General features: G+C 67.6%; 9 protein-coding genes. 3 read left to right on the forward strand and 6 right to left on the reverse strand.

Annotation, left to right across the window (positions count from 1 at the left end; translation table 11 throughout):
- Positions 1–48: 48 nt before the first annotated feature.
- The 5 genes from glnA to ACVCMB_RS11805 form a co-directional block, all read right to left on the reverse strand.
- On the reverse strand, positions 49–1,461 hold the full coding sequence (glnA, locus tag ACVCMB_RS11785) for a type I glutamate--ammonia ligase (RefSeq protein ID WP_447107016.1): 1,413 nt from the start codon (positions 1,459–1,461) through the stop codon (positions 49–51).
- A gap of 177 nt (positions 1,462–1,638) precedes the next feature.
- On the reverse strand, positions 1,639–2,952 hold the full coding sequence (locus ACVCMB_RS11790; protein WP_395120699.1) for an ammonium transporter: 1,314 nt from the start codon (positions 2,950–2,952) through the stop codon (positions 1,639–1,641).
- Between the two features lie 117 nt (positions 2,953–3,069).
- Positions 3,070–3,408 carry a P-II family nitrogen regulator gene (locus ACVCMB_RS11795; protein WP_395120700.1) on the reverse strand — a complete coding sequence of 113 codons (339 nt, stop codon included), beginning with the start codon at positions 3,406–3,408 and terminating at the stop codon, positions 3,070–3,072.
- 23 nt (positions 3,409–3,431) lie between these two features.
- A complete protein-coding gene (locus ACVCMB_RS11800) occupies positions 3,432–4,253 on the reverse strand; it encodes a TorF family putative porin (RefSeq protein ID WP_447110565.1) in 822 nt (273 codons plus the stop codon).
- 213 nt (positions 4,254–4,466) lie between these two features.
- Entirely contained in the window at positions 4,467–5,360 is an 894-nt protein-coding gene (locus ACVCMB_RS11805; RefSeq protein WP_447107018.1) for a pirin family protein, read from the reverse strand.
- A gap of 131 nt (positions 5,361–5,491) precedes the next feature.
- Here ACVCMB_RS11805 and ACVCMB_RS11810 point away from each other — a divergent pair, with 131 nt between their 5' ends.
- The gene (locus tag ACVCMB_RS11810; protein ID WP_447107019.1) at positions 5,492–6,289 is read left to right on the forward strand and encodes an undecaprenyl-diphosphate phosphatase; all 798 of its coding nucleotides are present in this window, start codon (positions 5,492–5,494) and stop codon (positions 6,287–6,289) included.
- Positions 6,290–6,462: 173 nt separating this feature from the next.
- Here ACVCMB_RS11810 and ACVCMB_RS11815 read toward each other — a convergent pair whose 3' ends face one another.
- A complete protein-coding gene (locus tag ACVCMB_RS11815) occupies positions 6,463–7,446 on the reverse strand; it encodes a LysR family transcriptional regulator (protein WP_447097741.1) in 984 nt (327 codons plus the stop codon).
- Between the two features lie 144 nt (positions 7,447–7,590).
- Here ACVCMB_RS11815 and ACVCMB_RS11820 point away from each other — a divergent pair, with 144 nt between their 5' ends.
- Both ACVCMB_RS11820 and ACVCMB_RS11825 read left to right on the forward strand, forming a co-directional pair.
- Positions 7,591–8,835 carry an efflux RND transporter periplasmic adaptor subunit gene (locus ACVCMB_RS11820; RefSeq protein ID WP_447107020.1) on the forward strand — a complete coding sequence of 415 codons (1,245 nt, stop codon included), beginning with the start codon at positions 7,591–7,593 and terminating at the stop codon, positions 8,833–8,835.
- Positions 8,836–8,918: 83 nt separating this feature from the next.
- Positions 8,919–12,110, forward strand: a complete 3,192-nt coding sequence (locus ACVCMB_RS11825) for an efflux RND transporter permease subunit (protein WP_447107021.1) — start codon at positions 8,919–8,921, stop codon at positions 12,108–12,110.
- Positions 12,111–12,133 lie beyond the last annotated feature (23 nt).

A 12,133-nucleotide genomic window follows, 5' to 3' on the forward strand; every position in this document is an offset into this window, starting at 1 on the left:
GACAACGGGCGCCGCGGCGCCCGTTGTCTTACCGCCTGGATGCCTCGCTCAGAGCGAGTAGTACATCTGGAACTCCAGCGGATGCGTGCTGGCGCGGTACTTGGTGACTTCCTTCATCTTCACCTCGATGTAGGCGTCGATGAAGTCGTCGGTGAACACGCCACCGGCCTTGAGGAACTCGCGGTCCTTGTCCAGCGCTTCCAGCGCGGCGTCGAGGCTGGAGCAGACCTGCGGGATGTTCTTCTCCTCTTCCGGCGGCAGGTCGTAGAGGTCCTTGTCGGCCGGCGCGCCCGGGTCGATCTTGTTGAGGATGCCGTCGAGGCCGGCCATCATCAGCGCGGTGAACACCAGGTAGCCGGAGTTCATCGGGTCGGGGAAGCGCACCTCGATGCGGCGGCCCTTCGGGCTGGCCACGTACGGGATGCGGCAGCTAGCGGAACGATTCCGCGCCGAGTACGCCAGCATCACCGGCGCCTCGAAGCCCGGCACCAGGCGCTTGTAGCTGTTGGTGGTGGAGTTGGCGAACGCGTTGATCGCGCGCGCGTGCTTGAAGATGCCGCCGATGTACCACAGCGCGGTCTGCGACAGGCCGCCGTAGAGGTCGCCGGCGAACAGGTTCTCGCCGTTCTTGGCCAGCGACTGGTGCACGTGCATGCCGCTGCCGTTGTCGCCGACGAGTGGTTTCGGCATGAAGGTGACGGTCTTGCCGTTCTGGTGCGCCACGTTCTTGATGACGTACTTCATCGTCAGCAGTTCGTCGGCCTTCTTCACCAGCGTGTTGAACTTGACGCCGATCTCGCACTGGCCGGCGTTCGCCACTTCGTGATGGTGCACCTCGACGGTCTGGCCCAGCGATTCGAGCACCTTGCACATGTCCGCGCGCAGGTCGCCGAGCGAGTCGACCGGGCTGACCGGGAAGTAGCCGCCCTTCACGCCCGGGCGGTGGCCGTGGTTTTCGCCGTCGTACTTGTAGCGCGACGACCATGCCGCTTCCTCGGAGCCGATTTCGTAGAACACGCGGCCCGGGTCGTTCTGCCAGCGCACCGAATCGAAGATGAAGAACTCGGGCTCCGGCCCGAAGAACGCGGTGTCGGCGATGCCGGTGGATTTCAGGTACGCCTCGCCGCGCTTGGCGATCGAGCGCGGATCGCGGCCGTAGGCCTGCATGGTGCTCGGTTCCAGCACGTCGCAATGCAGGATCAGCTGCACGTGCGAGCTGAACGGGTCGAGGTGGGCGGTGTCCGGATCGGGCAGCAGGATCATGTCCGACTCGTTGATGCCCTTCCAGCCGGTGATCGAGGAGCCGTCGAACATCTTGCCGTCCTCGAACGTCGACTCGTCGATCGCGTGGGCCGGGAAGGTGACGTGGTGATGCACGCCGAGCATGTCGGCAAAACGGAAGTCGACGAACTCGACCTCGTGTTCCTGGATCAGGTCGAGCACTTGGTTGGCGGCGGACATGGAGCAACCTCGATGGGGATGGATGAACTGGCGGAGCAAGGCGCGTGCCAGTGGGTGGAAGCGTTGCGCGGCAAGGGCTTGCGCCTTTCCGGGGACGGCCGGAGAGTTTCATGGTGGTGCAATCACTCATGTGATTGCACCAACCAGGGTCAATGCATGAAGGCCCGGCCGGCCGACTCACCCATCGTAGGCGCTTTCCCCGTGCGAGGTAATGTCCAGCCCCTCGCGCTCCGCCTCGTGCGGTACGCGCAGGCCGAACACCAGCTTGACGAGCAGCAAGGCCAGCACGGAAACCACGCCGCTCCACAGCACGGTGATGCCCACGCCCAGCGCCTGCACGCCAAGCTGGCGGAGGATCGGGAAGCCTGCCGCGCCGGTGCCGCCCAGCGCCGGCGCGGTGAACACGCCGGTGAGCAGCGCGCCCACGATGCCGCCGATGCCGTGCACGCCGAACACGTCCAGCGCGTCGTCCGCGCGCAGCAGCTTCTTCAGTCCGGTGACGCCCCACACGCAGCAGAGGCTGGCCAGCGCGCCGATCACGATCGCGCCCAGCGGACCCACCGTGCCGCAGGCCGGCGTGATGCCGACCAGCCCGGCCACCGCGCCGGAGGCGCCGCCGACCATCGACGCATGGCCGCGCAGGCTCGCCTCGACCGCCAGCCATGCCAGCACCGCCGCGGCCGCGGCCAGCAAGGTGTTGAGGAAGGCCAGCGCCGCGCCCGCGTTCGCCTCCAGGTTGGAGCCGGCGTTGAAGCCGAACCAGCCCACCCACAACAGCGCCGCGCCGATCATGGTGAAGGTCACGTTGTGCGGCTTCATCGGTTCGCGGCCGAAACCCAGCCGCGGCCCGACGAACCACGCGCCGACCAGGCCGGCCACGCCGGCGTTGATGTGCACCACGGTGCCGCCGGCAAAGTCCAGCGCGCCCTTCGCGTACAAAAAACCGTCCGGCCCGGCCCACACCATGTGCGCGATCGGCAGGTAGGCGAAGCTGAACCACAGCGCGGCGAACAGCAGCACGGCGCGAAAGCGCATGCGCTCGGCCAGCGCGCCCACGATCAGCGCGCCGGTGATGCCGGCAAAAGTGGCCTGGAACGCCACGAACACGTACTCCGGCAGCGCCACGCCGGCGGTGAACGTGGCCGCCAGGCTGTCCTTCGTCACGCCGTGCAGGAACAGTTTGCCGAAGCCGCCGATCACCGCACCGCCGCCGAAGGCGAGGCTGTAGCCGTAGGCCACCCACAGCAACAGCAGCAGCGAGAACACCGTCAGCACCTGCATCAGCACCGACAGCACGTTCTTCGAACGCACCAGGCCGCCGTAGAACAGCGCCAGCCCCGGCACCGTCATCAGCAAGACCAACAATGTGGAGGTGAGCATCCACGCCACGTCGCCCTTGTCGACCGTCGGCACCGGTGTGGCGGCGTGCAGCAGCGGCGCGACCAGCAGCAGGGCCGCAACGAGGCCGCGACGGAACTTGAATGATTTCATCGAAAGCCTCGCGGGCTGGGGGTCAGGAGGATGGCGTTCGCCTGAAGGCCCTCGTCCCCGCGAAGGCGGGAATGACGAGAGCCGAAGATTCGGCACTCGAACCGGGTGATGGCCGGATCACAGCGCATCGGCATCGAGCTCGCCGGTGCGGATGCGGACTACCTGCTCGACGTCGGTGACGAAGACCTTGCCGTCGCCGACATTGCCGGTGCGCGCGGCGCGCTGGAGCTCATCCAGCGCGGTGTCGAGCAGCGCATCGGGCACCACCGCCTCGACCTTGAGCTTGGGCAGGAAATCGACCACGTACTCGGCGCCGCGATACAACTCGGTGTGGCCCTTCTGGCGGCCGAAGCCGCGCACTTCCGTCACGGTCATCCCGGACACGCCGGCACCCTCCAGCGCATCGCGGACCTCGTCGAGCTTGTGCGGACGGATGACACTGGTGATCAGTTTCATGGGTGGCTCCCGCGGGAATGTGTTCAGAACGACCGGGCCAGGCTCAGCACGGCCGCGGTGCGGCCAAGGTAGTGGCCGCGCGCATTGGTGTAGACGGAGCGGTGCGCATTGGTGTCGTAGTAGCCCAGCGCCAGCGACCAGTTGCCGGCGAAGCTGCGCGTCACGCCCAGCTTCCAGTCGCGGTACGACGCGCCGGGCACGTTCGCCACCTGCTGGTGGCCGACGTGCGTGTTGAGCTGCCAGCCCGGCGCCAGCGGCTGGTTCCAGGACAGATCCAGGTAGCCGCTGCGCTCACTGTCGGCATAGCCGAACAAGGGGGTGAGTGCGCAGGAGTACTTCAGCGACAGGTTCTTCCAGGCGACCGCGACGTAGATCTCGCTGGTGTTCGGCAACGTGGCGCCCGCGGGATAGCTGCCCGGGTACTGATAGCGATACGCACCCAGGTCGACGCTCCAGCCATCACCGAGACGGCCGCGCCAGCCGCCGTAGAGATCCAGCTCCACGCTGCTGGAAACCGGCGCGGCCGGAGTCGAGGTATCGGACAGCCAGCTGACGTTGCTGCCCCAGCCGCCGACGTACCAGCCGTCGGCGTGATCGAACTCGACGCCGGCCTGCACGGCTGGCTTGCGGTCGGTCTGCGAGATGCCGCGGAACAGGTAGTCGCTGACCACGCCGGCATTGCCGATCCACTGACTGGCCGGCGCGTCGCCCGCCCGCAGCGGTGCCGGGCCGGTGGCGGCGCAGCACGACACGGCCACTGCCGCAAACATCCCGCTTCGCCTCATGGACCCGCCCTCGAACCGGTGGTGCCGTGGCGATGGCCGTCCAGACGTCCAGACGTCCATGCACCCACGACATGACCGCGCGACCGCGCGGCCTCACCAGACCCTCAGCAAGCCCCATGCCATGCACGGAAACCGTTGCCGTGAGGGCATCGGCGTCGCGGCGGCGCCGCGGACGCCCCTGCGTTCGCACCAACCACGGCGGTCGAGACGACCGGCTTGCACTGTTCCGGTGCGTGCGGGGTCATGCCGGCAAGCGGTTCAACCCGATCCGCCTCAGGACATCGGCTTCGGCTGCGCTCCCAGCTTCGGCGGCAGCGGGATGAACTCGTCGTGGTCCAGGTCCGGCAGCTTCATCCGCCCGGCGGCCCAGTCGGCGCGGGCCTGGTCGAGCCGCTCCGGCGAGGAGGAGACGAAGTTCCAGTCGATGTAGCGCGGCCCCACCGGCTCGCCGCCCAGCGCCATCACCACCGCGTCGTCCAGCGCGGCGACGGTGACGGACTTGCCGGGCGCCAGCACGGCCATGCTGCCGACCTCCACACGCTGGCCATCCACCTCGACCTCGCCACTGGCGACATAGACCGCGCGCTCGGCGTACTCCGCCGGCAGCGAGGTGCGCGAGCCCGCACGCAACGTCCAGTGCACGTAGAACTGCGGCGAGTCCACCTTCACCGGCGACGCCACGCCCGCCAATCGCCCGGCAATCATCCGTCCCTTGACGCCGCCTTCGCCGAACACCGGCAACGCCTCGCTGGCGTAGTGCCAGAAGCCCGGTTCCATTTCCTCGCGTTCGACCGGCAGCGCCGCCCACAGCTGCACGCCATCGAGCGGCCCGCCCTCGCGGCGCAGGCGCTCGAAGCGCTCGGAGTGGGTGATGCCGCGGCCGGCGGTCATCCAGTTGACCTCCCCCGGGCGGATCGGCTGCTCCGAACCGAGGCTGTCGCGGTGCGTGATCTCGCCGTGGAACAGATAGGTGATGGTCGACAGGCCGATGTGCGGGTGCGGGCGCACGTCCGCCTCGCGCGGCAGGCCCGGCGCCAGCTGCTTCGGGCCCATGCGGTCGAAGAAGATGTACGGCCCGACCATGCGGCGCTGGGCGAACGGCAGCACGCGGCCAACCTCGAAACTGCCGAGGTCGCGGCGGCGCTGGGGAATGACGAGTTCGATCATGGCGTACCTCCGGGTGGGCGGGCGGGTCGACGGATGGCCACTATCGCACCGCGGGCGCGCTTTCACCTCACCGTGCCAGCGCCGGGCCAACCCCGTAAGCTATGCCGCTGCCTACTGCATCGGACCTTCCCGTGATCGACCTGTTCCACGTCATCCTGCTCGGCATCATCGAAGGCATCACCGAATTCCTGCCCATCTCCTCGACCGGCCACCTGCTGATCGCCGAGAAGTTCGGGCTGGGCGCACGCTCGGACCTGTTCAACATCGGCATCCAGGCCGGCGCGATCCTGGCGGTCACGCTGATCTACTGGAAGCGCATCTGGCAGTTGCTGACGCAGTGGCGCGACCCGGCCAACCGCGACTACCTGCTGAAGCTGGTCGTGGCCTTCGCGATCACCGCCGTGCTCGGCTTCATCGCGGTGAAGCTCGGCTTCAAGCTGCCCGAGACGGTGACGCCGGTAGCCTGGGCGCTGGTGATCGGTGGCTTGTGGATGCTCGCCGCCGAGCGGCTGGCCGCGCGCCAGCCCGAGCGCAGCGAGGTGACCTGGCGGGTGGCGATCCTGGTCGGCATCGCGCAGATGATTGCCGGCATCTTCCCCGGCACCTCGCGCTCGGCGGCGACGATTTTCGCGGCCATGCTGTTCGGCACCAGCAACCGCGCGGCGGCCACCGAGTTCGCCTTCCTGGTCGGCATCCCCACCATGTACGCGGCCACCGGCTACGAGCTGCTGAAGGTGCTGCACGGCGGCAGCGCGGTGCACGAGGACTGGACCGCGCTGGCGGTGGGTTTCGTGGTCTCGGCGATCACCGCCTTCGTCGCGGTGAAGTGGCTGCTCGGCTACATCGTCGGCCACCGCTTCACGCCGTTCGCGATCTATCGCATCGCCTTCGGCGTGGCGCTGCTGTTGCTGGTGCCCGCGGGGGGCTGATCGTCCCGCCGATGCATGCTCCGTCGCCGCACGCCCTGCCCGATGCGCTGGAGCACGACGCGGCACTGCGCTAACCCGACGCGCTGCGCGAGGATTTCGACGCCCGAATATCGCCAGCTTCGCGCGCGCGAGGCGATCCGCCCACGCTGTCCCGGCGACGGCGCCGGAGCCGCTCAGGCCACGAGCGACTCCAGCGGACGCGCACCGGCGCCCGCAACCACCGCGGCTTTCGGCGCAGGCATGCCGGTGGCGCCATGTCCCGGCTGGTTGGTGCGGTCGAACAGCTCGCGCACCCACTCGATGAAGGCCTGCACGCGGGCGGACAGGTGCTTCTTCTGCGGATAGACGATCCACACCGGCTTGCCGGTCGAGGCGGTATCCGTCATCACCAGCTCCAGCATGCCCTTGTCCAGCATGCACGCGGCCAGCATGCGCGGCACCTGCGTGATGCCCAGGCCGGCGGCCACCGCCTGCAGCACCGATTCGCCGTCGTTGATCAGCATGTGCGCGTCGATGTCGACCTCCAGCGGGCCGCCGGGCGTGTCGAACTGCCACTGCCGCGGGCGGCCGTTCGGATACACGTAGTTGATGCAGCGGTGATGCTTAAGATCCTCGATGCTGCGCGGCGCGCCGTACTTGCGCAGGTACTCGGGCGAGGCGCACACGACGTTGCGCAGGTAGCCGATCTTGCGCGCGATCAGGCTGGAATCCTCCAGCTGGCCGACGCGGATCGCGCAATCCAGGCCCTCGCCGTTGAGGTCCGAGGCCGAGTCGCTCATCGACAGCTCCAGCCGGATGTCCGGGTAGCGCTGCTCGAACTCGGTCAGCCGGGGGATCACCGCGGCGCGCCCCACCGACAGCGAGATGCCCACGCGCAGCTTGCCGGTGGGTTTGCTGTTGGCGTAGTTGAGCGCCTCGGTGGCCTCGGCGAGATCGGCGAGGATCTCCTTGCAACGGGCATGGAACGCGGCCCCGTCGTCGGTCAGACGCAGCGACCGCGTGGAACGGAACAACAGCCGGGCACCGAGCTGGGTTTCCAGTCGCGTCACGGCCCGGCTGACGCCGGACGGGGTCATGCCCAACTGGCTGGCGGCGGCGGCGAAGCTCTTGGCCTCGACCACGCGGACGAAGGTCGAAATGGCGGAAAAGTCTTCCATTGTTTCAATTCCTCGTCGATTCGTGACTGCGGCGCACGAGTGTAGTGCGCAAGAAACGGATTTTCTATACCGGAAAGTACACCTATTCTCTCGACCCTTCGCCGGGTTCCCCCTCCCCGGCCAACAAGGTGTTGGGAGCGCAAGATGAAAAAACAATGGATGCTGGTCCCCCTGATCGCTGCCGGCGTGCTCGGCAGCTGGGTTCTCCTGCACGGCAACGACAGCCATGCGCAAAGTCCCGCCGGCGGGCCGCCGCCGGAAGTGACCGTGGCGCAAGCGCTGACCCGCAAGGTCAGCGACAGCGCCGAGTTCACCGGCCGGCTGGAAGCGGTCAACACGGTGCAGGTGCAGCCGCGGGTCGGCGGCTTCGTCGAATCGGTGCATTTCCAGGAAGGCGCGCTGGTGCACAAAGGCGACGTGCTGTTCCAGCTCGACGCCCGCCCGTACCAGGCCGAAGTCGACCGGCTGGCCGCCAACCAGGCGCAGGCCAGGGCCGAGCTGAGCCTGGCCGAGACCAACCAGCGCCGCGCCGAGATGCTGCTGGCCCAGCACGCGATCGCGCAGCAGGAAGCCGACCGCCAGGCCACCACCGCGCAGAGCGCGCGGGCGCAGCTCGGTGCCGCCACCGCCGCACTGGCCGCGGCACGGCTGAACCTGGACTTCACCCAGGTGCGCTCGCCGATCGACGGCCGCGTCAGCAACGCCCGCGTCACCCCCGGCAACCTGGTCACCAGCAACGACGTGCTGACCAGCGTGGTCTCGGTCAACCCGGTCTATGTCTATTTCGACGTGGACGAGCAGACCTGGCTCAAGCTCGACCACCTGCGCGCCGACGCGAAGCAGGCCGGCCGCAACGCGCGGATCGAGGCCGCGATGGGCCTGGCCGACGAGACGGGCTACCCGCATGAAGGTCGCCTCGACTTCGTCGACAACCAGTTGCACACCGGCTCCGGCACGATGCGCCTGCGCGCGGTGTTCGACAACGCCGACGGCCTGTACACGCCCGGCCTGTACGCCCGCGTGCAGCTGCAGAGCGGCCAGGCCCGCCCGCGCGTGCTGGTCGACGACCGCGCGATCGGCACCGACCTCGGCAACCAGTTCGTCTACGTGGTCGACAAGGAGCACAAGGTGCAATACCGCAAGGTCGACACCGGTGCCTTGTTCCACGGCCTGCGCGTGATCGACAGCGGCCTGGCGCCGACCGACCTGGTGGTGGTGAACGGCCTGCAGCGCGTGCGCCCCGGGGTCGAGGTGAATCCGCAGAAGGTGGCCATGAGCTACCGGCTGGACAGCACGGACAAGGCGCTGGTCGAACGGGGCGACGCACCGAACGCCGATTCGCGCACCGCGCAGGCCAACACGGCGAGCCCAAAGACCCCGCAAGGCTGACCACACTCTCCCTCTCCCTGCCGTGCAGGGGGAGGAGCAAAGAAGACCGAGGCCGCGCAGCGGCTTCGTCGAGGATCTTTTGCATGAAAAACATCGCCCAATTCTTCGTCGACCGGCCGATCATGGCCGCCGTGCTGTCGCTGCTGTTCGTGATCACCGGCTCCATCGCGGTGTTCCAGCTGCCGATCAGCGAATACCCGGAAGTGGTGCCGCCCACCGTGGTGGTGCACGCCAGCTATCCCGGTGCCAACCCGAAAGTGATCGCGCAAACCGTCGCCACGCCGCTGGAGGAACAGATCAACGGCGCCGAAGGCATGCTGTACACCTCCTCGCAGGCCACCAGTGACGGCAGCCTGACGCTGACCGTGACGTTCGCGCTGGGCACCGATCTCAACAACGCCCAGGTCGACGTGCAGAACCGCGTGGCGCAGGCGCTTCCGAAACTGCCGGAGGAAGTGCAGCGGCTCGGCGTGACCACACAGAAGAGTTCGCCCGACCTGACCATGGTCGTGCATCTCACCTCGCCCGATCAGCGCTACGACATGTTGTATCTGTCGAACTACGCGCGATTGCACGTGAAGGATGTGCTGGGCCGGCTCGACGGCATCGGCGACGTGCAGATCTTCGGTGCCGGCGAGTACTCGATGCGGGTGTGGCTGGACCCGCAGAAGCTGGCGCAGCGCTCGCTCACCACCGGCGACGTGATCAACGCGATCCGCGAGCAGAACGTGCAGGTCGCCGCCGGTGCGCTGAATGCGCCGCCCGGCCCGAGCAACAATGCGTTCCAGCTCAACATCAACACCCGCGGCCGACTGGTCAGCGAGGACGATTTCCGCAACATCATCGTGCGCACCGACGCGAACGGCGGCGTGACGCATCTGGGCGACGTGGCCAAGGTCGACCTCGGCTCGAACAACTACGCGCTGCGCAGCCTGCTCGACAACAAGCCGGCGGTGGCGCTGCCGATCTTCGCGCGGCCCGGCTCCAACGCAATCCAGATCTCCGACGAAGTACGCGCCACGATGGCGCAGCTGAAGCAGGATTTCCCGCAGGGCGTCGACTATTCGATCGTGTACGACCCGACCGTGTTCGTGCGCGGCTCGATCGAGGCGGTGGCGCACACGCTGCTGGAGGCGATCCTGCTGGTGGTGCTGGTGGTGATCCTGTTCCTGCAGACCTGGCGCGCCTCGATCATCCCGCTGGTGGCGGTGCCGGTGTCGCTGATCGGCACCTTCGCGGTGATGCACCTGGCCGGCTTCTCGCTCAATGCCTTGAGCCTGTTCGGACTGGTGCTGGCGATCGGCATCGTGGTCGATGACGCGATCGTGGTGGTGGAGAACGTCGAGCGGCATATCGAACTGGGCGAGTCGCCACGCAACGCCACACGCAAGGCGATGCACGAAGTCACCGGCCCGATCGTGGCGACCGCGCTGGTGCTGTGCGCGGTGTTCATCCCGACCGCCTTCGTCAGCGGCCTCACCGGTCAGTTCTATCGCCAGTTCGCGCTGACCATCGCGATCTCCACGGTGATCTCCGCGTTCAATTCGCTGACCCTGAGCCCGGCGCTGGCCGCCGTGCTGCTGAAACCGCATGACGCGCCGAAGGACCGCCTCACCCGCGGCATCGACCGTGCGTTCGGCTGGCTGTTCCGTCCGTTCAACCGGATGTTCCATCGCGGTTCGGAGCGCTACGTGGGCGGCGTCAAGCGCATCGTCGGCAAGGGCAAGCTGGCGCTGGTGGTCTATGCCGGCCTGATCGCGCTGACCTGGTTCGGCTTCTCGCACGTGCCGACCGGTTTCGTGCCGGGCCAGGACAAGCAGTACCTGGTGGCGTTCGCCCAGCTGCCCGACGCGGCGTCACTCGATCGTTCGGACAACGTCATCCGGCGCATGAGCGCGATCGCGCTGAAGCAGCCGGGCGTGGAACACGCGGTGGCCTTCCCCGGCCTGTCGATCAACGGTTTCACCAACTCGACCAATTCCGGCATCGTGTTCGTCACGCTGAAGCCGTTCGAGGATCGGCGCAGCGCGGATCTTTCCGCCGGTGCGATCGCCGGTGCGCTGAACCAGAAGTTCGGCGCGATCCAGGACGCCTACATCGCCGTGTTCCCGCCGCCGCCGGTCATGGGGCTGGGCACGATCGGCGGATTCCGCATGCAGATCGAGGATCGCAGCGATCGCGGTTTCGACGAGCTGTACAAACAGACCCAGAACCTGATCGCCGCTAGCCGGAAAGACCCTGCACTGGCCGGACTGTTCTCCAGCTTCCAGGTCAGCGTGCCGCAGGTGGATGCCGACGTGAACCGCGAGAAGGCCAAGGCCGAGGGCGTGAACCTGGGCGACGTCTACCAGACCATGCAGGCCTACATGGGCTCGCTCTACGTCAACGACTTCAACCGTTTCGGCCGTACCTACCAGGTGAACGTGTCGGCCGACCCGGCGTTCCGCCACACGCCCGAGGACATCCTGCAACTGAAGACGCGCAACGCGCAGGGCCAGATGGTGCCGCTGGGCTCGTTCGTCACCGTGCAGCACGGTGCCGGCCCGGACCGCGTGCAGCACTACAACGGTTATCCGACCGCCGAGATCAATGGCGGCCCGGCGCCCGGCTTCAGTTCCGGCCAGGCGCAGGCGGCCATGGAAAAGCTGGCCAAGGACAACCTGCCCAACGGCATGAGCTTCGAGTGGACCGAGCTGACCTACCAGCAGATCCTCGCCGGCAATACCGCGATCCTGGTGTTCCCGCTGTGCGTGCTGCTGGTGTTCCTGGTGCTGTCCTCGCTGTACGAGAGCTGGTCGCTGCCGCTGGCGGTGATCCTGATCGTGCCGATGGTGCTGTTGTCCGCGATCGCCGGCGTGTGGCTGTCCGGCGGCGACAACAACATCTTCACCCAGATCGGACTGATCGTGCTGGTCGGCCTGGCGTGCAAGAACGCGATCCTGATCGTGGAGTTCGCGCGCGAACGCCAGCATGAAGGCATGGCGCGTCACGAGGCGGTGCTGGAAGCGGCGAAGCTGCGCCTGCGGCCGATCCTGATGACCTCGTTCGCCTTCATCATGGGCGTGGTACCGCTGGTCACCTCGCACGGCGCCGGTGCCGAGATGCGCCATGCGATGGGCGTGGCGGTGTTCTCCGGCATGCTCGGCGTGACCATCTTCGGGCTGATCTACACACCGCTGTTCTACGTATTGATTCGCGCCCTGGTCGAGCGCCGCGAGGCGCGCGCGGCCGAACGCGCCGCCGCGCATGCGCTGCCGGCGCTGGAGAACCACTGATGAAAACACTCGTGCATGACATG

Source organism: Rhodanobacter sp. UC4443_H10 (assembly GCF_052978325.1).

Coding starts and splice junctions, on each gene's coding strand:
- ACVCMB_RS11805 (WP_447107018.1), bottom strand. CDS start 5,360: ATGATCGAACTCGTCATTCCCCAGCGCCGCCGCGACCTCGGCAGTTTC.
- ACVCMB_RS11820 (WP_447107020.1), top strand. CDS start 7,591: ATGAAAAAACAATGGATGCTGGTCCCCCTGATCGCTGCCGGCGTGCTC.
- ACVCMB_RS11795 (WP_395120700.1), bottom strand. CDS start 3,408: ATGAAACTGATCACCAGTGTCATCCGTCCGCACAAGCTCGACGAGGTC.
- glnA (WP_447107016.1), bottom strand. CDS start 1,461: ATGTCCGCCGCCAACCAAGTGCTCGACCTGATCCAGGAACACGAGGTC.
- ACVCMB_RS11815 (WP_447097741.1), bottom strand. CDS start 7,446: ATGGAAGACTTTTCCGCCATTTCGACCTTCGTCCGCGTGGTCGAGGCC.
- ACVCMB_RS11825 (WP_447107021.1), top strand. CDS start 8,919: ATGAAAAACATCGCCCAATTCTTCGTCGACCGGCCGATCATGGCCGCC.
- ACVCMB_RS11790 (WP_395120699.1), bottom strand. CDS start 2,952: ATGAAATCATTCAAGTTCCGTCGCGGCCTCGTTGCGGCCCTGCTGCTG.
- ACVCMB_RS11800 (WP_447110565.1), bottom strand. CDS start 4,253: ATGGACGTCTGGACGTCTGGACGGCCATCGCCACGGCACCACCGGTTC.